Annotated in this window: 9 protein-coding genes; all 9 read left to right on the forward strand. The window is 61.1% G+C overall.

All coding sequences use genetic code 11. From position 1 onward, the window contains the following. The first annotated feature begins 52 nt into the window (after positions 1–52). The 9 genes from CQR48_RS02390 (at position 53) to pepN (ending at position 23,614) form a co-directional block, all read left to right on the forward strand. On the forward strand, positions 53–4,186 hold the full coding sequence (locus CQR48_RS02390) for a DNA-directed RNA polymerase subunit beta' (protein WP_101451878.1): 4,134 nt from the start codon (positions 53–55) through the stop codon (positions 4,184–4,186). Between the two features lie 983 nt (positions 4,187–5,169). Continuing rightward, the gene (locus CQR48_RS02395) at positions 5,170–9,681 is read left to right on the forward strand and encodes a PD-(D/E)XK nuclease family protein (protein WP_101451879.1); all 4,512 of its coding nucleotides are present in this window, start codon (positions 5,170–5,172) and stop codon (positions 9,679–9,681) included. Beyond that, complete coding sequence (locus CQR48_RS02400) at positions 9,678–14,123, forward strand: ATP-dependent DNA helicase (RefSeq protein ID WP_101451880.1); 4,446 nt, start codon at positions 9,678–9,680, stop codon at positions 14,121–14,123. The genes CQR48_RS02395 and CQR48_RS02400 overlap by 4 nt, the downstream gene beginning before the upstream one ends. A 143-nt stretch (positions 14,124–14,266) precedes the next feature. Continuing rightward, complete coding sequence (locus tag CQR48_RS02405; RefSeq protein WP_101451881.1) at positions 14,267–15,190, forward strand: GNAT family N-acetyltransferase; 924 nt, start codon at positions 14,267–14,269, stop codon at positions 15,188–15,190. Beyond that, on the forward strand, positions 15,191–16,585 hold the full coding sequence (locus CQR48_RS02410) for an MFS transporter (RefSeq protein ID WP_101451882.1): 1,395 nt from the start codon (positions 15,191–15,193) through the stop codon (positions 16,583–16,585). Positions 16,586–16,686: 101 nt separating this feature from the next. Beyond that, positions 16,687–17,439, forward strand: coding sequence for a 4-hydroxy-tetrahydrodipicolinate reductase (gene dapB, locus CQR48_RS02415; RefSeq protein ID WP_101451883.1), 753 nt, complete (start codon positions 16,687–16,689; stop codon positions 17,437–17,439). 225 nt (positions 17,440–17,664) lie between these two features. Then, on the forward strand, positions 17,665–18,570 hold the full coding sequence (dapA, locus tag CQR48_RS02420) for a 4-hydroxy-tetrahydrodipicolinate synthase (RefSeq protein ID WP_015449998.1): 906 nt from the start codon (positions 17,665–17,667) through the stop codon (positions 18,568–18,570). 60 nt (positions 18,571–18,630) lie between these two features. Further along, a complete protein-coding gene (locus CQR48_RS02425) occupies positions 18,631–20,490 on the forward strand; it encodes a ribonuclease J (RefSeq protein WP_015449999.1) in 1,860 nt (619 codons plus the stop codon). A gap of 517 nt (positions 20,491–21,007) precedes the next feature. Continuing rightward, on the forward strand, positions 21,008–23,614 hold the full coding sequence (pepN, locus tag CQR48_RS02430; protein ID WP_101451884.1) for an aminopeptidase N: 2,607 nt from the start codon (positions 21,008–21,010) through the stop codon (positions 23,612–23,614). Positions 23,615–23,629: the final 15 nt, after the last annotated feature.

Consider the following 23,629-nt stretch of genomic DNA (forward strand, 5'->3'; position numbering starts at 1 on the left):
GGACAGCTCCCCGCAAACGTGATGGAAACAATTTCAAAGACAGGAATCAAGAGTGCTGGACGTCAACGCATTTGACAAGCTTCGCATTGGCATGGCCACCGCCGACGACATCCGCGGCTGGAGCTATGGCGAGGTCAAGAAGCCTGAAACCATCAATTACCGTACCCTCAAGCCTGAGAAGGATGGTCTGTTCGGCGAGCAGATCTTCGGCCCGACCCGTGACTGGGAGTGCGCGTGCGGCAAGTACAAGCGCGTGCGCTTCAAGGGCATCGTGTGCGAACGCTGCGGTGTGGAAGTCACCCGTTCCCGTGTGCGCCGCGAACGCATGGGCCACATCGAGCTGGCCGCCCCGGTCACCCACATCTGGTATTTCAAGGGCGTTCCGAGCCGTCTGGGATACCTGCTGGACATCGCTCCGAAGGACCTCGAGAAGGTCATCTACTTCGCGGCTTACATGGTCACCGAGGTGAACGAGGAGCAGCGTCATCAGGATCTGCCTGATCTCCAGGAAGAATTCGACAACGAGATCGCGAACCTTGAGCGTCGCCGCAACAGCGACATCGAGGCGCGCGCCAAGAAGGTCGAAGAGGATTTGCACGCCCTCGAAGAGGCTGGCGAGGCCAAGGGCAGCGCACGCGCCAAGCTGCGTAGCGGCGCCGAACGCGATATGGCGGCTATCCGCCAGCGTTACGACGATCAGATCCAGCGTCTGACCGCCGTGTTCGACCGTTTCAAGACCCTCAAGCCCGGCGATATGGAAGGCGACGTCGATCTGTGGCGTGAAATGAAGGATCGCTATGGCGATTACTTCGATGGCTGCATGGGCGCCGAAGCCATCAAGAAGCGCCTGCAGGACTTCGATCTGAAGGCTGCGGCGGAAGAACTGCGCGAGGAGATTGACAAGGGCACAGGCCAGCGCAAGGCCCGTGCGCTCAAGCGTCTCAAGGTCGTCAACGCGTTCCTGACCACCGACAACAAGCCGGAGGCCATGGTGCTTGACGTGATTCCGGTCATCCCGCCGGATCTGCGCCCGATGGTCCAGCTGGACGGTGGCCGCTTCGCGACCTCAGATCTCAACGACCTGTACCGTCGTGTAATCAACCGTAACAACCGCCTCAAGCGCCTCATCGAGCTCGGCGCCCCTGAAATCATGCTCAACAACGAGAAGCGCATGCTTCAGGAAGCCGTCGACTCCCTGTTCGACAACGGCCGTCGCGGCCGTCCGGTCACCGGCGCTTCGAACCGCCCGCTCAAGTCCCTGGCTGACATGCTCAAGGGCAAGCAGGGCCGCTTCCGTCAGAACCTGCTCGGTAAGCGCGTGGATTATTCTGGCCGTTCCGTGATCGTCGTCGGCCCGAGCCTGCGCATGCACCAGTGCGGTTTGCCGAAGCCGATGGCGCTTGAGCTGTTCAAGCCGTTCGTCATCAAGCGTCTTGTGGACCTCAACTATGCGCAGAACATGAAGAGCGCGAAGCATCTGGTCGATCGCGGCGACCCGGCTGTGTGGGGTGTGCTCGAGGAAGTCATCTCCGAGCATCCGGTGCTCCTCAACCGTGCACCTACGCTGCACCGTCTGGGCATTCAGGCCTTCGAGCCGATCCTGGTCGAAGGCAAGGCCATCCACCTGCCGCCGCTCGCATGCGCCGCATTCAACGCGGACTTCGATGGCGACCAGATGGCAATCCACCTTCCGCTCAGCGCCGAGGCGCAGGCTGAAGCCCGTACGCTCATGATGGCGTCCGACAACATCCTGAAGCCGGCAGACGGTCACACCGTCACCATGCCGAGCCAGGATATGATCCTCGGTCTGTACTACCTGACCACAGTGGTCGAGGGAGCCAAGGGGCAGGGCCGCGTGTTCGGCTCGCTGGACGAAGTCATCATGGCTCTGGACAAGCACGATATCGACATGCAGGCCAAGGTGCTGATTCGCATGCCGAAGGACTTCGTGCTGCCGACCGGTTGGGAGCCGGGCGAGCTCAAGGTCACCGACCCGGAGCCGGGCAGCCCGGATGTCGTCAAGGAGGAGCGCTTCTCCGACGGCACCTACCTGTTCGCCACCTCCTACGGACGTGTCCTGTTCAACGGCACCCTGCCGGTGGACTACCCGTTCATCAACGAGCAGGTCCCCAAGGGCCGTCTCGCTAAGATCGTCGATGACATCGCGACGCGCTACTCCACGCAGCAGGTCGCCGCATCCCTTGACGCGCTCAAGGATCTCGGCTTCACCCGCGCACCGTGGTCCGGCGTGACCATGGCATTCTCCGACATCGTCGAGCCGCCGGATCGCGAGCCGATCATCAAGGACTACGAAGGCCAGGCCGCCAAGGTCAACTCCCAGTTCGACCTCGGTCTGTTGACAGACGAGGAGCGCCGCCAGGAGCTCATCAACCTGTGGACCGAATGCACCGACAAGGTCGCCGAAGCCATGCGCGACAACTTCCATGATGACAACAACGTGAACATCATGGTCCAGTCCGGTGCACGAGGCAACTGGATGCAGATCCGCCAGATCGCAGGTATGCGAGGCCTCGTGGCTAACCCGAAGGGCGAGATCATCCCGCGTCCTGTCAAGTCCAACTACCGCGAAGGCCTGTCCGTGCTCGAGTACTTCATCTCGCAGCACGGCGCGCGTAAGGGTCTGGCCGATACCGCACTGCGTACCGCAGAATCCGGTTACCTGACCCGTCGTCTGGTCGACGTCGCGCAGGAAGTCATCGTGCGTGAAGAGGATTGCGGCACCAAGCACGGCCTTGTCATGAAGGTCGCCGAGCGTGATGAGAACGGCAATCTCGTGCTCGTCAAGGCCGCCGACGGTGGTCCGTACTCGCGTCTGCTCGCTGAGGATGTGCTCGATCCGAAGACCGGCGAAGTGCTCTACAAGCGTGACGAAGCGATGTCCATGGATGTGCTGCGCGACATGGTCGCTCACGGCGTGGAGGAAGTCAAGGCGCGTTCCGTGCTCACCTGCGAATCCAAGCGCGGCGTGTGCGCGAAGTGCTACGGCTGGTCGCTGGCCACCAACACGCTGGTCGATGTCGGCGAGGCCGTCGGTATCGTCGCGGCCCAGTCCATCGGCGAGCCTGGTACTCAGCTGACGCTGCGTTCCTTCCACTCCGGCGGCGTCGCTTCGGCATCCGATATCACGCAGGGTCTTCCGCGTGTCACCGAGTTGTTCGAAGCTCGTACACCTAAGGGCGAGGCGCCGATTACGGATTACGCCGGTACGGTCAAGGTGCAGGACACCGATCGTGGCCGTCAGGTCACGCTGTCTCCGGACGGCGAAGGCATCGAGCCCATCGTCTACCCGGTGTCGCGCCGTGCTCCGCTGATGGTCAAGGATGGCGACCATGTCGCCGCCGGTACCCAGCTGTGCGAAGGCTCCGTCGATCCGAAGAAGATCCTGCGCATCCTCGGCCCGCGTGCCGCTCAGGTCAACATCGTCGAGGAAGTGCACAACGTGTACCGCTCTCAGGGCGTGGATATCCACGACAAGCACATCGAGGTCATCGTGCACCAGATGCTGCATCGCGTGACCGTGCTCGACGCGGGCGACACTGCGCTGCTGCCGGGCGAGCTCGTCGATCGCCAGAAGTTCCAGGAGATCAACAAGCAGACCATCAAGAACGGTGGCAAGCCGGCCGCCGGCCGTCCGGAGCTCATGGGTATTACCAAGGCTTCGCTCGCCACCGATTCTTGGCTGTCCGCGGCATCCTTCCAGGAGACCACGCGCGTGCTCACCGAAGCCGCCCTGAACGAGAAGGAAGACGATCTCAAGGGCCTCAAGGAGAACGTGATCATCGGCAAGTTGATTCCGGCCGGCACTGGTCTGGCGCGTTACCGCAACGCGACGGTTGAGCCGGACAAGGCGATCCGCGACACCATCTACCCGAACTTCGGGCTGGGTGGCGACACCGACGCTCCGCTCGACTTCGGCGACGAGAACGGCGACATCGACCTGTCGAACATTGATTTCGGCGACATGAAGCTCGGCGGCGATTTCAACCCTGACGACTTCAATGCCGACGATTTCAATCCTGACGACTTCCTGGACGACCAGGGCGGTCAGGAGGATATCGACAACGCCGGTGATGATGCGTCTGGTGACGGTACTGACGAAGCTGGTGCTGATGGCGCCGACGCTGACGGTGCCGATGGCACTGACGATGACGGGCAGCAGGCCTGATAGACCTGTAATCCGCCGGGCGCGCTGAGAGCGCTCAGTATTTTCGAGTCGGGCCGGGTGACTGTGGAAACGCAGTCGCCCGGCCCGACTCGTGTATGTCGGGGTGTACGACTGACGCGTCGCATGGCGGGCGAGTGCCGTCGGAGTTGGGGGTTGGTTGGCTGGCTATCTGGCTGTCGTGCGACTGACATGTCGCGCAGCAGGGTTGTTCGCAGTGGGACGAACGACATCATCAATGGTTCTGGACAGTTGCGGCAATGATGGTGAACGCAGCAGTCAGAAATGTCCGCGACACCAGGTTCCGTATACCGCGTTCGCCGATAGTGAGCGAGGCGACACGTCGAGAACGCGGAAGATTAGGGGGTATCGGGGGAGGAGCAAGTGGTGGCAATCGTTGCACCGGAAGCCACGGAAGCCAATCAGCAGTAAGGAATGCTGAGGAATGCACGGGACCATTCGGGAATACTTGCGATTGCTTGGGTAATGATTGAGCGTCTGACGTATGTCACCATGATGTAACTTTCGCCACACTAGGGGCGAAAATATAGTAAATCGTTTGACGTGGTCGCAAGTGCGTTCTGTAAATAGTGGTGGTCATTGGGGGAATAATAAAGCATTGAAGCTGTACCGGCAGAAGAAGTCGGCGCGTTGCTGATATGTATCCCCAGTCCCAACGGAATGATTGCGTAACCATTTGATCGCAATCAATCGATTGCCGGGCAATCCTAGGGGGTGAGAGCATGGAGCACGCACGTCATACCGCTTGCAGCGAATCGTCTGCGAGACGCAGACCGGCAACAGGCCGGCGGCACGTTGGCCGGTTGCCGTTTGCCGGCATTTCGTCAAGCAATATCATGATTCGCCGCGCTGGACGTCGCTTGCGCCGGATTTAACGTCATGCCGGACGCCGGTTGCAGCAGATGTTCCACTTCGAATCATCGGCGTGTCGCACACATATGATGGATTTCATAGGAGGTACATCTATGCGAAGCAACACGACGTTCGGCGGGCGCAGCGAAAGCGGGCAGCCCTGCGATGATTTGGTGCGGGCGTTGCTCGCCGGCACGCTGACGAACGGCTCCGGGGACCCTACCCGGACGCTGGTGGTTTTGGGGGCGCCTTGCAGCGGCAAGACGCAGTTCGCCTATCGCGCGCTGCTTGAGGGCATCCGCGCGTTTGGGGACACGCGCGCGGTGATGACCGTATCCGGTCGCGTTGCTGCGGATGCGTTGGGTAACGAGGCCATTCGTGCGCTCGGGGCGGTTTCTCAGGCCCGTCCGGTGACAACCATGTCGGCGCTCGCGTTCAGGGCGATTACGGCAGTGCGGTCGGCCGAGGGCAAGGCGTTGCCGCGTCTGCTCAACGGTGCTGAACAAGATGCGCTGCTGCGTTTGGTGGTTGCCGAGCATATTCAGCATGCCCGTAGTGGAGACGAATGCCCCACATGCGCGCTGTTGCGCGAGTATTTCGCCCAGGATTCCTGGGCAGATATGGTCTGCGATCCAGTATCGCAGCAAGGTGCGCGCGCAGGCGCAAATCTGAGCGGGGTTTCCGGGCGTGGTGCGGCATCGGAATCCACATCGCTGGCGATGTTCACCAAAGGTATTAGTGACGCGTTCATCATCCAGTTGCGCGATATTATCTCCCGCATCAATGAGCTAGGACTGCGTGAGTCAGACGAGCAGCCGCTGATTGGGCGCTTGCACACGATTGCCGGGGCAACGGGGACTTCCGGCGCGGGTATGGGGCCGCAGGCGAAACGGCTTGATGTCCAGTGGCGTCTTGCCTTCGCATTGCGGCAGGAATATGCGGCGGCGATTGAGCACAATTATCCGGGGCAATACCGGCTTGACCCGTCCATGCTGCTTGTTGAAGGGGCGCTTGCGGTGCCCTCGTTGAGCGGGGAGGATCTTCCCGAACTCATTGTGGTCGACGACGCACAGGATTTGACGCTCGCAGGTCTCGCTTTTCTCGAACAAGCGACCGGTGCCGGTGCGCGGTTGCTCATTGTGGACGATCCGGACGAATCGGTGCAGGCGTTCCGCGGGTCGCATCCGGAATATGAGTTGGGGCGTCTGTTGGCGGCGGAGGGCGTATTCCATGCCGCGGTAGGCGCGCTGGACAAGCCTGAGCAGGGTGGGTACCGTAATCTGGTCGTCTCGCGGGTGAGCCTCGACATCGCCTCTGAAGAACAACTCGATATGCCGATTCCGGAACGTCCGTGGAAGAACGCGGTCATGCCCGGAAGCTATCCAATCGCATCCATCAACACTGAAACGTCGGACGGGAGCATCACTGACCATACCCAGGATGGCAGCGTGGGCACCCGGCTGTATGCTTCGGCGAATGAAGAGCTCGAAGCTGTGGTCGCCGCCATCAAGGCAGAGCATCTCGATCATGGGCGTGTGTGGAATGATATGGCGGTTATCGCGCATGACAACGCGACTGTGCGGGCGTTCGGTGAGAGGCTGCGTCGTGACGGTGTGCCGGTGCGGTACTCGTCGGTGACCACGCCGTTGAAGGACGAGCCGTTCGTCCAAGGGCTCTTCGCGTTGATTGAACTCGCCCAAGTGCGTTTGCGCGGTGCATCCGCCGTCAATGATGCGCGATTCGTCGGGACTCCCGACACGGGGGCCGCTGGGCGGGACAATATTTCGAGGCTGGCTGCGTTCATCCGTTCCCGTGTGCGCATGGTCATGGGCTCGCCGTTGATTACCGCTCGGCGGAAGAGCGGTAAGTCCCCAGCGCGCATCGAACCCGTGGAGTTGGCCATGCAGTCTCTGGTCTCGCTGTCCACAGTCATACGGCAGCAGACCGCCGAAAAGACAGACCAAACGTCTGATACCGGTAATGCTATGGGGACCGTTCACGTTGAGGGTGTCGGGAATGCCGGTGGGGCAGGTGCAGATTCTGCTACACAACCTCGGAATGAAGCCCCGTTGCGGTTCTTGGAACAGCATTGGGGTGCGCTACGAGACGCGTTGACCCAGGCCAGTGAACAAGACGGCCAGGCATCTCCAGAAGCAACGTCAAACGAGACGACCGAGCCGCCGGCGTTGACGCTGGACGCGATGTACTTGCTGCTCACTTGCCCGCAGGCAGCACACGATGCTGGAACGCATGAGGGGAAGGAGAACGAAGACGCGTCTGTGCAAGTGTTGGACGTTTTGAGTTCCATATCCCGTCATGACGCGGACATTCGCGCGTTCGGCAACCTGTGGCGGATTGTGGGCGAGATTGCCTCCGGCATCACCAGGCTTGACGACACCAAGCCGGTGTATGTGTTGAGTCTGGCTTGGGAACGTTGCCATGTCGCCACCGCCTGGCAGACGGCGGCGCTGGTCAATTCGCAGGAGGGGCGTGCCGCCAACGACCGGCTCGACGTGGCGATGCGTCTGTTCGACTACGCTTCCGGCGCGGGCGCAGGAGGCGATATCACCACCTTCTTCCGCAAGGTGCGCTCGATGCGTATCGAAGCGGATTCGTTGGCCAAAGTCGCGCCAATCGACCAAGCGGTCACGTTGACGACACCAGCGGGTTCGGGCGGCAGACACTGGCCGCTTGTATGGATTGTCGCCATGCAGCAGGATGTATGGCCGAATCTCATGCCACGCAACACGATGTTCGGCGGCGAAGACCTAGACGACCTCGTATTGCATGGCACACTGCCATCATTGGACCACGGGGCGCATCGGGACGAACGGCTCACCGCGGTGCTCCACAACGAACAGAAAGGCCTGCTGGTGGCTTTGACGCGTGCCAGCGAGCACGTGACGCTCACCGCGGTACGCTCGGACGATCTCATCCCATCAGACTTCCTGTTGCGGTATCTTCCTGAACGCTTCGACGGTTCAGATGTCGGCGGGTCTGCTGCAGGCGAGACCGCTGGCGGTGATGTTGCAGACGGCCAAGGTGCAGACATGGCCGCCGGAGGTGAAACCGCCGTTGCACAGAGCGGAACGGATGAGACGGTTCTTGATTCGCAACTCAATGCCATGTGCACCGACGTGCGTGGTCTGGTGGCGGCGGCTCGTATCACGCTCGCCCGCAACACCGGCGATACTGAGACCGAACGGCATGCCCGTGAGGACGCGTACAAGACCCTGACCATGCTCAAGGACCACGGAGTGCTGTCGGCGGATCCGCGCAATTGGTCCTTCCTCACTGCGGTGCCGACAGTGCCGGAGAGCAACGGGGAGCATACCGAGCCCGCCGCGGATGCCCATATATCGGTACGGCAGCAGGGGGAGCGGGCTGGTCAAGGGGAACAACACAACCCCAACGAGGTGAAACTGTCCCCGTCGTCCGTTGACGGTCTGTGGGCGTGCCCGGTGTGCTGGATGATGGACAACCAGTTCGCTGGACCGCGCCCCGGCGGAGTGCAGGCGAGCATTGGCACCATCGTCCACCAGATTGCCCAGGAAGCCAGCCAGGACTGGCATCTTGACGCGCCTGACAACCAGCAGGGAGAAACAGAGGATCAACGCATTGCCGCCATCAGTGAGCAGATGATGGCGCGCTATCAGGAATTGCGCGTCGATCCCGCTACGGTCAGCGACCCCGCCGAGCGCTACACCCTGCTATACAAAGACGCCCAAGTGGGCACCATGCTGGGCAATATCGCCTCATACTTCGTGAAGTCCAATGACCCGGAGTATGCGATACGCCGTGGCGGCAAGGATACGGAACCAATCGAGGTTGGCAAACTTGAGTCAGCTGAATGCGAGAAAGAATTCAACGCCAAGTTCACCTTGAGCGACATCGCTGAGGCATACAACAGAGTCAAGCGTGTTACCGTACCGGCGACTGCTGCCGAAATCGGCGCAATAATGGGTGCGCTTGTCGGCGGCTGGCCAGAAGGCATGAGTGAGGATCTGACGATTCGCCTGTCAGGACGCATCGACCGCGAGGAACACCGGAGTGTCAACGGCAATCAAGTCATCAGGCTCATCGACTACAAAACTGGCAAAAAACCCGATGTCAAAGGGGTTTTCAACGATCTGCAGCTGGTGTGCTACCAGCTGGGGCTGGCCTATCCATCCGAAGGAGCAAGACTCGGCGAAACGAGCCAACCGTTGGTTGCCCAAAGCGAATTGTTCCATGTCAGCGCACACGCGACTCCCGCGGAAAGCTATGCTCCGGAAACCTTGTATCAGCCCCCGCTCTTTGTCGATGGACATCTCAACGACCATGAGTTCTCCAATCGTTACCACTACCGTAATCCTGAAAAGTTCTACGATTATCCCCGCAACGGCGAACCGCCTGTGGGAGTGCGAGAAGAGTTGTGGAAAAACTTTACCGAGATCTCGGCCGGCACTCAGATTGCCTGGGCGTTGGCGATGATCGCCCGGGTGTTCTACGCGGGTGCCGCCTTACGGTCCGAACGAATTGTCGCGCATCCGCAGAAAGCGCATCTTGAATATTGCGACGGGAATGGCATTTGCCCGGCGTGTGCAGGAGAAATCAACACGGTGTTCGAAACGAGGAAAGTATGAACGGAATGAAAGCCAAGGGGAACGCATTCCAGCCGAGCGACGAGCAGCGGCAAGTCGCCTATGCGCCCGAAAACGATGACGTGCTGGTCGTAGCCGGCGCGGGAAGCGGCAAAACCACGACGATGACCGCGCGCGTGAACCACCTCATCGCATGTGGGGTTCCGCCGGAGCGCATCCTCGGCCTGACCTTCACCAAAAAGGCGGCGGCCGAACTGTCTGAAAAAGTCTCAGGCGGCCTCCAGGCCGGCACGAATATGCTGCTCAAGCCCACGGTTATGACCTACGACGCGTTCTTCCAGTCAATCGTCAGACAATATGGGCTTCTGGTCGGATTCGACCAGGATACACAGCCGTTGAGCGATGCGGGCGCCATCCAACTCGCCTCCAACGTCATCGAAGCGCATCTGGACGAACTGTTCGCCGCCTCCGGGCAAGACGGCGACGACGGACAAGACGGCGAATCCAACACCGACGAACCGGATGGCACACAGCAAGGCAAGTTCCGTACGCTCGTCGGCAAGCTGCTCAACCTGTCACACGCCATCGGCGGAGCCATGATCGGCGGTGACTGCGATTCAATTTCCGAAGCGGTACGCCGCATCCGGCATTGGGATGACGCGTTCATCGAGCAGGTGCAACGCATCGTCGATGCCGATATCAAAGAGCGGAACACTGCGATTCCGTCCCGGGACCCGCTGGGTGAAGACGAGAAAAAGCGACGCAAAAGAGCAAAGAAAGACACCGATGAACAGTATGCCGAGAAGGTGAGGAAACAGGAAGAAGAATGGCGTCAGCAACGCGCCGATGCCGCGCTGTTCCATTGCGCGAAGATGCTCGATGCAACCAAACAGCGCAACGTCCTGCTCAATCTGGTCGAAGCCTATGAGCAGGCGAAGCGCGAAGCCGGCATGGCTGAATTCAGTGATTTCACCATCGCCGCATACCAACTGGTCAGGCGTTTCCCATCCATCGGGCAGCAATACCGCCATCAGTACACCCATGTCTTGCTTGACGAATACCAGGACACGTCCACTACGCAGTCAGAACTGATTGCCGCACTGTTCCACCCTGACGCAGGCGGTTCAATCGCCGATGCCGGCAGGTCCGCGGTAACTGCGGTGGGCGATCCATACCAGTCCATCTATGCTTGGCGTGGCGCAAGCCCGGGCGCGCTGCGGATCTTCCAGCGTGCGTTCGATTTGGAACAGCCTGGATTCAAGCCATACCCGATGACCATCAGCCGCAGGAACCCGCGCATGGTATTGCAGATGGCGAACAATCTCACCTTGGGACTACGCCGGACGCACCGCAGACGGAGCAGCTCGCGCATGTCCGAAGTCGATGTGCTCCCGCTGAACAACAATCCCGACGACACCGAACGCGGCACGGTCGGCGTCCAGGAGTATGCGACACTCGGGCAGGAAATCGACGCCGTCGTGCGCTTCGCCAAATTCGCCATCGCGCGCCACACGAATGCCGATCCGGCGGCGGATGCCAAAGAGCGGCCGCATGTCGCAGTACTATTCCGTAGCAAACGGCAGATGCCGTACTACGAGCAGGCATTGCGCGCCAAAGGTTTGAGCGTACAGACCGTCGGATACTCCGCGCTGCTTGAGCGTGCGGACGTACGCGATGTTCTCGCCTTGCTGCGTGTCGCCGCGGATCCCACCGACTCGCAATCGCTGATGCGTCTGCTGGCAACCCCTCGATTCCACATGGAAGCCAGGCAGCTGACCGCGCTTGCCAGGTGTGCCGATCAGCGAGACACCGAGCAGCGGTATCAGGCGCTTGTCCAAGCCGGTTACGCCACAGGCAAGGAAACGGCCCGGCAGCGGGCCGAAGTCGTGCGAGAACATCGAGGGCAACTGCCGCATATGGTCTACCTGTCCGATGTGGTCGCAGACACTCATGAACCCGCCGATCTTGCCGGTTGCAAGCTGGATGAGACCGCGGTGGATGCCGTAGTGCGTGCCGGCGGCATCCTGCGCGAGGTGCGGCAGGCCATGGGCTTGCCGTTGGAACATGTGGTTCGCGCCGCAATCCGTGCTTTGGACCTGGATGTCGATACCGTGCTCGCCCAAGCGTTCGCCGATTCCCGGCAGTCGGTCAATCCGACTCTTGCACATGCGCCGGTCGAATCCATCATCGAACTGGTCGGCACCTACACCCAGGAAATCGTGCAAGCCGGTCAGGCGACGCTGCGAGGCTTCATCAGCTGGATTGATTCGCTGAAAACCGTGGACGACCCGACCGCTGCCGCGCATACGGAGCCAGTCGATGTCGTGCTCATGACAATCCATCAGGCCAAGGGCTTGCAATGGGATGCCGTCGCCGTCGTCGACGTCAACGACAAGACCTTCCCCAGCAGCCAGGGCGACTCTCTCAGCGTCAAACCCGCCGACGACGCCAAGACCGTCAGCTCAACGAACGCAGCAGGGGAGTGGGAGCCGCCGGAATACACGGAAAAAGCCAACACATGGCTGACCTGTGCCGATATGGTGCCCGCACCGGTTCGCGCCGATGCGGATATTCTGCCGCGCTTCCCGCACGACGCCGTCCAAGGCGCTGACCCAACCGAAGCTTTCGGTGAATTCGAAGACACGCTCACCTTGGCGGACGAGGAATACGGAACAGGCCGCAATCTGCCGATTGACGGCATGGATTCCATCGATAAAAACAAGCTGTTCCTCACCCAGCGCGAAGAATACGGTCGGCGCCTGCATGAAGACGAACGGCGATTGGCATACGTCGCCGTCACCCGCGCCAAGCACGAGGTTTTCGTCACCGCAACCCAGTCGAGCAGCATCGACATGTGGTCCGAAGACAGCAAGAGCAACACAAGGTCCGTCTTCTGGCAGGAAATGTACGATTCCATGAGGCATTACGCGAAGACGGAAGGACTGCAACCGGCGGCGTTGCCCTCATGGGCGGATCGGCGCGAACTCGAAGCCGACCAGGACGCAGACCCGAAGGACGGGCATCCGCATACGCTTGCATCCGTTGGCCAACCGCTGCCGGATGGTTTCTTCGTTGGTGATGGCGCGCGGGACTTCGAGGACGCGGTCGTGGGGCAGGCATGGACGACTCCTGTGGAGCTGATCCACGAAAAAACCAGCTTGGCATGGCCGGCGAACTTGAGCGAGGAAATTCGCAGAAAACTCGACGAATCCGCACAAGAGACGCTCGACTGGATGGCATCGGCGGAATCCGCGAAGTCTGTGGAATCTGGCAAATCGGTAAAGTCTGAGAAATCTGCGAAATCCGCGGTGTCCGGAGAATCCGGGGAATCGCGGGTATCTGCAGGTTTGTCGCAATCCCCGCAATCCACGGAATCGCCGGAATCCAAGCCGAGTGACGCCTCCCAAGCGAACGGGCAAACCGAGCCATGGGATATCAACGAAACCGACGTGCTATCACGCAGGACGCGCGCCCTGCTGAACGATATGGATTTGCAACCGCAGGAATACCAACTCTCCACCGCCCCCGACGATCTTGACGACCAAGTGAAGCAGACCGCCATGCGTCTGATGGCGAACAGCCGTCGTTCGGTCACTTCCCTACAGACGCAGGCCGGCCAGACCGACAACCGCAAGTTACAACAGTATTGGCGCGGTATGATCCGGCCGATTCCACGTATCGCATCGCCGAGCGCCGAAGCAGGAACCCTATTCCATGCTTGGGCCGAACAGTTCATGAACGCCTACGACGACAGCGGAATCATCGAAGACACCGATGCTTCCGGCATCGACGGACAGATGAACGACGCCGCCGTTCCGGTATCCGCCGCGACCACGCGTGCGGCGATGATCAGCGATCTCAATGCTCGCGCCGAGCTGCTGTCTGCTGCAAAGGCTGAAAACCCTGAAGGTTCTGTAGGCGTCGCTCAAGGCTCTGCGGACGCTGTTCGAAGTGGTGCTTCCACTGCCGGCTCTTCCCCTGCCGGCACAAGCGCGAAAGCAGGCGCCAGTGCAACTGCAGGTACCAGTGCGAGAGGCACCGCGCTCGAACGGAAGCTCGTCACTTGGGAACGCCGATTGGTCACATCCCGGTGGGCGAAACGTCGTCCCCAAGCCGCTGAGCGCCAAATCGTCATCTCACTGCCGCAACTGGATGACATCATCGTCCATGGCAAGCTTGACGCGGTCTTCTATGGTGGCCTCGATCCGCAGGACGATACCAAGCGGTTCACGGTCGTCGACTGGAAAACCGGTAGGAAACCGCGCAAACCAAGCGATATCGATGAGAAGCTCGCCCAGCTGGATATGTATCGGCTGCTGCTTTCGCGGGTCGAGAACATCCCGTTGGACTCCATCGACGCCACCCTGTACTATCTGAGTGAGCCCCAAGAGGCTGACCGCGAGCTGCATGCGCGCGGGAAAACAGAACAGGATATCCTTGCCGAGTTGAGCTCCGGAATCCCCGAAGAATCTGACAACGACTGACCTGCGCGTGGGCGCGGGCGGCGGTCCACAGACTGGAAAACGCGTCCGTGGGCGGTCATGTCAGCGGGGCCGCGACCCTCGAGCAGCATGTGTGGGCGGGCACACGTGCCGGATGCTGAGTCGAAACGAAAGTGAGGAACATCATGGGCGCGATCCGCGACCATATCCACCATGCCAAGGCATCATCCCGGAACCATACCGATGGTGCCCGCACCGAGAACCGCAACCGCGTGTCAATACAGCGCTCACCGCAGGCCGTCGTCCCGTTGCAGACGACCCGAAGCCATACCAAACCTGCCGTATCCGCCGCGCTCAAGCCCGAGACGTCATCGGATGCCGCCACCGCAGGCGGCAACGTTGTCACTTACCGGCCGCTGACGGCAACGGACCTTCCCGCGATCATCGACGAATACGACCAGACATGGGGATTCCGTCCGCTGTCGGAGCGCCGCCCGCTGTCACAGATGGTCTCGAAACGATTTGTCATGCATTACCTCGAAGGCACTACCCGAGCGGAAGTCGCTGAACTCGACGGCCAGGTCCTCGGTCTGACTTTCGCCCAAGTGGATGGTGAACGCCCGCTGTATCCGCATGCGCAGGAAACACTCGCTGGCATCGACGATCGGCTGCGTGCCGACGACACCGGTTCTGTCGCCCTGCGTGAGACCCTGTACTGGCATCGCGCGGAAAACCGTCTCGAGCGCATCAGCCAAATCGGCAAAGTCACCCAAGCGGAACTGCGGCTGTTCCTCGTCTCGCCCAAAGCCCGTGGTCATGGCGTGGGCGGAGGTCTGTGGCGGCGCCTGATGGCCTACTTCCAGGCGTGTGGCGTCAAACGCTACTTCCTGCACACGGACAACAGCTGCGATGTCGGCTTCTATGACCATCAAGGCTTGGTGTGCAACGCGAAACGCATCGCCGCAGACCATCCGGAAGACCATGTCGAGAAAATGTACGGGCGGATGAACGATCTGTACATCTATTCCGGCGAACCGTCCCGAACCGTACGACATCGTCGGCGCGGCGGCAATTCCGGCTCGGGGCAGCAACCGAAACGGGGTGAGTGATTGGCCACGACGCCGTCAAGCGCCGCAACGGTCGGTCAGCAAGCCGGTTCGCCGTATTTGCGGCTGTTCCGTTTGCCGGGCGCGAAAGCCTTCTGCATCTCCGGCGCCATCGCGCGCCTGCCGATATCCATGATGAGCCTGGGCATCGTGCTCGCGCTCAACCACCTGTACGACAACTGGACCATCGCTGGAACCATGAGCGCGGTGTATATCCTGGCCGTTTCGGCGGTCACGCCGTTCTACGCGCGCTTGTTCGACCGGCTTGGTCAGCGGCGTGTCGGATTCCCAGTGCTCGCTTTGCAAGTGGCCAGCATGCTCGTCTTCGCGTTCGCCGCGATGGCCCGTGTGCCGATTGCCGTGCTGTTCGTCCTCGCCGTACTCATGGGACTTTGCCAGTTCTCCATCGGCGCGCTCGTGCGCACGCGCTGGGCATACGCGTTGCGCGGCAATCCGGACGCGTCATTGTTGAACACCGCATATGCGCTGGAAGCCGCAGTCGACGAAATCGTGTTCATTCTCGGGCCGATTCTCGCCGCTTTCCTCGCAACCTCCGTCAGCCCGGTCTCCCAGCTGTTCGTACCGACTTTCGCGGCCGGAATCGGGGGAGCGGTGTTCTTCTCGTTACGCAACACCGCACCGCCCGTCATCGAAGTGGTGGAGGTCAAACCCGCACCCTCCGACGACGCCGACGTGCTGCGTGCAGCCAGTCGCGGGCCTGAAACCGGCTCCGACACGGCCGTCACACTCGACAGCGGCGGTTTGCGCACCCCGCGTCGCCGCAATCGCAGCGTGCTCACCTATCCGGGTATCGGCCCGCTGCTCGCCGTGTTCGTTGTGTTCAACATCAGCTTCAACGCCTTCGACGTGTCGATGACCGCGGACTACAAGGCGCTCGGCATCGAAAAATTCCTCGGGCTGCAGCTTGCCATGTTCGCGCTCGGCTCGTGCATCGGCGCGATCATCTTCGGCACGCGCAAACTCAAGGGATCGAACTGGTCGCATATGGTGGGGTTCCTCTGCTTGCTGACCTGCGGGTACGTGCTGTTCCGGCTGAGTATGGACCATCTGATACTGCTTGGCGTCCTCGAAATCCTCGCCGGTCTGTGCGTGTCGCCGCTGTTCGCGACCGGCAATCTCATCGTCAAGGACATCGTGCCGGAAGGCTCACTGACCGAAGGCCTGTCGTGGGTGACCACTGCCGGAACCGTCGGCACGTCGCTCGGCTCGACCATCGCCGGCGTGGTCGTCGATCATGCAGGTCCGCATGCCGGGCTCATGATCCCGTGGATTGCCACCGCGTGCGCCATACCGATCGCGCTGCTCGGATGGCGGCTGTCGCGGCGGGGCAGCGACAAAGCCGGCAAAGCTGTCGAAGCCGTCGAAGCGTCTCTTTAGATTCATAAGAGTAAGTATCCGTAAGGGTGTATTGATGATATTCGGGCGGTCCGATGCGATTCATGGCATACGGGCCGCCCGGAATCAGGCAAGGAGCGAACATGATCAAGGTTTCCGTCGTCGGCGCCAAGGGACGCATGGGGTCGCACGTGGTCGAAGCGGTGAACGGGGCGGAGGACACGAGCCTCGCGCTTGCGCTCGATGCAGGTGACGACCTTACGCAGATTACCTCTGAAAACACTGATGTCGTCGTCGAATTCACCGTGCCGACCGTCTCTCTGGACAATGTGCTCGCTCTCGTCGCCCAAGGCGTCAACGTGGTTGTCGGCACAACCGGATGGACCGACGAGAAACTCGACCAGGTCCGTGCTGCGCTCGCGAAGGCCCCGCGCGAAAACCAGAGCGTGTTCATCGCCCCGAATTTCGCGATTTCCGCGGTGCTGGCTGACTATTTCGCGAAGGTCGCGGCGCCCTATTTCGAATCCGCTGAGGTGATCGAGCTGCATCATCCGAACAAGGTGGATGCGCCTTCCGGCACGGCGATCCACACTGCGCACGCCATCGCCGAAGCACGGAAGGATGCCGGTCTTGGCGCTATCCCGGATAATACACAGACCGACGGCGGCTCGCGCGGCCAAGTGATTGACGGCATCCACGTGCATGCGGTACGTCTTCGCGGTCTCAACGCCCACGAGGAGGTCCTGTTCGGCAACGCCGGCGAACAGCTGACGATTCGCGCCGACAGCTTCGACCGCATTTCCTTCATGCCTGGCGTCCTTCTCGCTGTACGCAAGATCGCGTCCGGCAACTACCCCGGTCTCACCGTCGGCCTGGACCACTTCCTCAACCTCTAATCCCACTTCCCGTCCCTCTACCGACGCTGATCGGCGTTGTGGGTGTCGGTAGAGGGTTTTGCCGACGCTGCGACCGTCCTGAGCGTCGGTAGAAGGTTGTGCCGATGTTGAGCGCCCTGTGAGCGTCGGTAGAGGGTTGTGCCGACGCTGGGTGGCTTGTAGGCCTCGAGAAGGGCTTGAGGACGATGGGGTCTGCGTCCCACCCCAGAGGTACGGTTACCAAGTATGAGTGACACCACCATGCATCTTCTTGATCCGGCCCCGTTCGGGCGTATTCTGCCCGCTATGGTGACGCCGATGAAAACTGACGGTTCCATCGATTATGAAGCAGCCCAGAAGCTTGCCAAGCAGCTGGTCGCGGATGGCGCCGACGGTCTGGTGGTCAACGGCACAACCGGCGAATCGCCGGTCACCCACATGGAGGAGAAAGTCGACCTCGTCACCGCGGTCAAGGAAGCGGTTGATGTTCCGATCATCTCCGGTGCCGGCTCGAACGACACCGCGCACACCGTACGCATGGTCGAGCAGACGCAAGAGGCGGGCTGTGACGCTGTGCTCGTGGTGGCGCCGTACTATTCTCGCCCTTCACAAGAGGGCATTTTCCGTCACTATCAGGCGGTCAACGAATCGGCGGACAAGCCGATCATCATCTATGATGTCCCGGGTCGCACCGGCGTGCACATCCAGCTGGAAACGTACCGTCGTATGGCTGAGCTGGATCACGTCAAGGCGGTCAAGGACGCGACCGGCGACATCGCTGGAGCGGTGCGCAAGCGTTTGGAGACCGGTTTGACTTGGTATTCCGGCGATGATGGTCTGTTCCTGCCGTTCCTGTCCGTCGGCGCTGTCGGCATCATTTCGGTGATTGCCCATGCGGCCGCCGGTCCGATGCGCAATCTGGCCAATGCGTTCGATCAAGGTGATATCCATACGGCACAGAAGATCGCCGTCCAGCTTTCCCCGCTGGTCGAATCGCTCAATGGCACCGGATTCCAGGCGGTCATGGCCAAAGCCGCGCTCAAGGTTCGCGGCGTGCTGGATTGCACGACGATGCGTCTGCCGAATGTCGGACCGGGCGAACCCGAGTTCGAACGCGCGCGCGAAGGCATGCGCGCCGCTGGCCTCCTGTGACGGGCACTACCTCGCCCACGTATAGGCGCGGGCACTAAGTAACAGAAACCCAACGAGGAAATGGCAAAAGAACAAGAACAGAACAAGAGCAATTCTCGCAGGCGCGGCCAGCATACCGGCCGCCGCGCCCGCACGTCGTCGGCCCGTAATACCGGCCGTACGACCACGCGCCGTGGATCGCGCCCACAGGAGTTCGCCACGGCCCCCCAGCAGGACGATGTGCTGATCGCCCCGCCGAAGTACCGCAAGGGCTCGATGCGTATCGTGCCGCTTGGCGGTCTCGGCGAAATCGGCCGCAACATGAACGTGGTCGAATACAACGGCCACCTGCTGCTCATCGATTGCGGCGTGCTTTTCCCTGAGGAGGAGCAGCCGGGCGTTGACCTGATCCTGCCTGATTTCCACTACATCAAGGACCGTCTCGACAAGGTCGAGGCCCTGGTACTCACCCATGGCCACGAAGACCATATCGGCGGCGTACCGTACCTGCTCAAGCTGCGTCCAGACATCCCGCTGATCGGTTCCAAGCTGACGCTGGCCTTCGTAGAGGCCAAGTGCAAGGAACACCACATCAACCCGACGATGATTGAGGTCAAAGGCCGTGACAAGATCAAGGCCGGCCCGTTCAACCTAGAGTTCGTGACCGTCACCCACTCGATTCCTGACGCGCTTGCCGTATGCGTGCGCACGCCCGCCGGCTCGCTTATCGACACCGGCGATATCAAGCTTGACCAGCTGCCGCTTGATCACAAGATCACTGATCTGGTTGAGTTCGGCAAGCTCGGCGAACGTGGCATCGACCTGCTGATGATGGATTCCACGAACGCGGAAGTCCCCGGATTCGTGCGTCCCGAGACCACAATTGGCCCGGTGCTTGACCGCGTGTTCGCCGAAGCAACCCGCAAGATCATCGTCGCGAGCTTCTCAAGCCACGTGCACCGCGTGCAGCAGGTCGTCGATGCCGCCCACAAGTACGGCCGCAAAGTCGTCTTCGTCGGCCGTTCGATGGTGCGCAACATGTCCATTGCCGCCGATTTGGGTTACCTGCACATCCCCGAGGGCACGGTCGTCGATCTCAAGAAGGCCAAGGACATCCAGGACGACAAGATCGTCTACATGTGCACCGGTTCGCAGGGCGAGCCGATGGCGGCGCTTGGGCGTATCGCTGACGGCAATCACCGCGATATCACTGTCAACGAGTTCGATACCGTGATTCTGGCCAGCTCGCTGATTCCGGGCAACGAGAACGGTGTGTACCGCGTGATCAACAAGCTCGTCCAGCTGGGCGCCCGCGTGGTGAACAAGGACAATGCGGCGGTTCACGTGTCCGGTCACGCGAATGAGGGCGAACTGCTGTACCTGTACAACATCATCAAGCCGAAGTGCGCAATGCCGATCCACGGCGAGAACCGCCATCTGGTCGCCAACGGCCTGATCGCGGTGAAGACGGGTGTGGCCCCGGACAACGTCGTGCTCGCAGAAGACGGCGATGTCGTCGATCTGTACCACGGCAAGGCAGCGGTCGTCGGTTCCGTGCCATGCGGCTATGTGTATGTCGATGGCGATTCGGTCGGCGAACTGACCGATGAGGATCTCGAGAAGCGCCGCATCCTCGGCACCGAAGGCTTCGTGTCGAGCTTCGTGGTGGTCAATACCGACACCGCGGACGTGCTCTCCGGCCCGAAGATTTACCTGAACGCCGTGGCTGAGGACGAAAGCGAGTTCGAGAAGGTCCGCCACCAGATCGTCGAGCAGTTGCAGGACGCGATGATGCAAGGCACCCGCGACACGCACAAGCTCCAGCAGATCATGCGTCGTACGCTGGGCAGCTGGGTCGCGCGTCAGCTGCATCGCAAGCCGGTTATTGTGCCGGTGGTCGCCGATATCGCGCAGCGCGACGAGGACGATCCGCTGCGCTGAGCAAGCGGCACGGCTTCGCGGCGATTTTGCGGCGACTATAGCTGTGATTCAACGGCAAGCCATCAGTGAGCGCCGTTCCACCATTTCCGCGGGACGGCGCTCACTCATATGTCATCGGAAATATTATCGGCGGGGTCGCTCGGTTATTGTTCTGCGACCTCACTTATGTGCCCACGCTGGTAGCCGCCCCACAATCACCCGTGATTACCGGACTCGTTCATATCATCTGCCGACGACTTTTCCCTTGCAGCGCACCCCGTTCTGTCGAATAATGGACATTGCCCGTACCGTGGCGTAGAATCGTCACGTTATCGACAACCAGTGCGGCAAGCACTGAAGAACAACCAACATCGCGGCGCGGCGTGGCTCACATGCCGAGCCGCGATGTTTTGCGTATACACGGCACCACGGCATCAGCCATGCGAATCAGCGATACCGGCCAGCAACCACGGACAGATACACCGTGCCAACCGGCGTATTTCTGCATGCAGCCAAAGCCGTACAAGGAAGGAACGACATGCCAGGCGCGAACCTCACCAGAGAAGAAGCACAGGAACGTAAATCCATCGTCAAGGCGCCCATCCACTATGCCGTCAGCCTAGACCTGACCCAAGGCGCAACGGATTTCGGTTCGACCACCACCATCACTTTCGGCGCGAATACCGGCGCGAGCACGTTCCTCGACCTGATCGCCGACGACGTCACTTCGATCACCCTCAACGGCAAGGAGCTTGATCCGGCGACCGCCTACCGCGACAACCGCATCGAACTGGCCGGGCTGCTCGAGCACAACGAGGTCACCGTCACCGCCCGCTGCCAGTACTCGCGTACCGGCGAAGGCCTGCATCGCAGCGTCGACCCCTCCGACGGCAACGTATACCTGTACACCCAGTTCGAGGTGCCGGACGCCCGTCGTGTCTATGCGGTCTTCGATCAGCCTGATCTCAAGGCGATTTTTGAATTCCACGTGCTCGCCCCACAAAGCTGGATTGTCACGTCGAATATGCCGGTCACCTCCACGCAAGACGTAGACCATATCACCGCTGAAGGCACGCTCGGCGACCATCCGGCGGAAAGCTCCCGCCAGTGGACGTTTGAGCCCACCCCGGTGATGAGCTCCTACCTGACCGCGATCTGTGCCGGCCCGTATGCGCAGTGGCACACTGAATACGCGAACGAGGACGGCCGTACCATCCCAATGGCGCTCTACTGCCGTCAGGCGCTCAAGGATGCGCTCGACAAGGACGCCGATTACCTGTTCGACATCACCAAGAAGGGCTTCGCGTTCTACGCCAAGACCTGGGGTGTGCCGTACCCGTACGCCAAGTACGACCAGATCTTCGTGCCGGAATACAATGCGGGCGCGATGGAGAACATCGGCATGGTCACCATCCGCGACCAGTACGTGTTCGAATCCAAGGTGACCGACGCATATGCCGAGCGCCGCGTGGTCACCGTGCTGCACGAGCTCGCCCACATGTGGTTCGGCGATTACGTGACCATGAAATGGTGGAACGACCTGTGGCTGAACGAATCCTTCGCCGAATTCATGTCTACGCTCGCCACCGCGGAGGCGACTGAATGGCATGACGCGTGGGCGACCTTCAGCTCCGGCGAGAAGAGCTGGGGCCAGGCGCAGGACCAGCTGCCGACCACCCACCCGATTGTTGCGCCGATCAATGACCTGAACGACACCTATGTGAACTTCGATGGCATTACCTACGCGAAGGGTGCGTCCGTGCTCAAGCAGCTCGTCGCCTATGTTGGTCGCGGCAAGTTCTTCGAAGGTATCAACCACTACCTCAACAAGCACGCGTACGGCAACGCCACGCTCGCCGACCTGCTCGCCGAACTGGAGCAGACCTCCGGTCGCGACCTTAAGGCCTGGAGCAAGCAGTGGCTGGAAGCCGCTGGTATCAACACCATCAGTGCCTGCGTTGACGAGAACGCCGACGGCACCATCGCTGCGCTGACCCTCGATCAGAGCGCGCCCGCCGAGCATCCCGTGCTGCGGCCTCACCGTCTGGCGGTCGGCTTCTACAACGAGAACGCCGACGGGCAAATCGTGCGCACTGACCGATTCGAACTCGATGTGACCGGCGAACATACGACCGTCGAGGAAGCAGCCGGCAAGAAGCGTCCGGCGTTCATCCTCGTCAACGACGATGACCTGACGTACACCAAGTTGCGGTTCGACGCGCAATCCCTCGAATTCGCGGCGGAAAACCTCTACCGCTTCGCTGACCCGCTCGCGCGGTCCGTGGTGTGGCTGTCCCTGTGGGATATGACCCGTGACGGCGAATTCCCAGCCGAGCGCTTCATCAACACGAGCCTCGACGCGCTGGCGACCGAGCATGAGTCCACCACCTTCCGCTATGCGCTCGCCCAGGTGTCCACGACGGCCCACCACTATGTCGTCCCTGCCCGCAGCGCCGACGTGGCGAAGAACACCGCCGAGCGCCTATGGAAGCTTGCCGGCAAGGCACAGGCCGGCTCCGATGAGCAGTTCCAGCTGGTCGGTGCCTACCTCACCTACGGCGTGGAAGGCGACGAGCGGTTCCGTGCCAACGCGGAAGGCCTGTTGGACGGCAGTGTCAAGCTCGAGGGGCTGGACATCGACAACAACATGCGCTGGACGATTCTCAAGGCGCTCGCCGGTGTGAACGCCATCGACAACGCGCGCATCGACGAGGAGCTCGCCAAGCGTGATACGACCGAGAACCGTGAATTCGCCTACGGAGCCCGCGCGAGCCGCGCGACGGCCAAGGCGAAGGCGTGGGCGTGGGACCAGGCGCTGCACAACGGCGATTTGACCAACATGCAGCTCGAAGCGGTCGCCGCAGGCTTCGCATCCACCCCGCGCGAGGACCTTGCCAAGCCGTACGCCGCCGAGTATTTCAACCAGGTTGACTGGGTGTGGGAACATAAGACCTTCCACATGGCCGAAGCCCTGCTCGAAGGGCTGTACCCGTCCTATGCGGATCCGGCGGAACTCGTCAGACTGGGCGACCAGTGGCTCAGCGAGCATGCTGATGCGCCGCGCGCGTTGCGCCGCATCATCATCGAGAACGTCGAATCCTCCCGTCGTGTGCTCAAGGTGCGCGCCTACAACGAGGCGCTGTGACCTTCTGACACAGAC

Origin of the sequence: Bifidobacterium thermophilum (genome assembly GCF_002846655.1) — a bacterium.
In the GTDB taxonomy this organism is placed as follows: Bacteria; Actinomycetota; Actinomycetes; order Actinomycetales; family Bifidobacteriaceae; genus Bifidobacterium; species Bifidobacterium thermophilum.

What these genes read in the sequence shown, in the direction of transcription:
- pepN (WP_101451884.1), top strand. Translation starts at nt 21,008, where the DNA reads ATGCCAGGCGCGAACCTCACCAGAGAAGAAGCACAGGAACGTAAATCC.
- CQR48_RS02425 (WP_015449999.1), top strand. Translation starts at nt 18,631, where the DNA reads ATGGCAAAAGAACAAGAACAGAACAAGAGCAATTCTCGCAGGCGCGGC.
- CQR48_RS02400 (WP_101451880.1), top strand. Translation starts at nt 9,678, where the DNA reads ATGAACGGAATGAAAGCCAAGGGGAACGCATTCCAGCCGAGCGACGAG.
- CQR48_RS02395 (WP_101451879.1), top strand. Translation starts at nt 5,170, where the DNA reads ATGCGAAGCAACACGACGTTCGGCGGGCGCAGCGAAAGCGGGCAGCCC.
- dapA (WP_015449998.1), top strand. Translation starts at nt 17,665, where the DNA reads ATGAGTGACACCACCATGCATCTTCTTGATCCGGCCCCGTTCGGGCGT.
- CQR48_RS02405 (WP_101451881.1), top strand. Translation starts at nt 14,267, where the DNA reads ATGGGCGCGATCCGCGACCATATCCACCATGCCAAGGCATCATCCCGG.
- dapB (WP_101451883.1), top strand. Translation starts at nt 16,687, where the DNA reads ATGATCAAGGTTTCCGTCGTCGGCGCCAAGGGACGCATGGGGTCGCAC.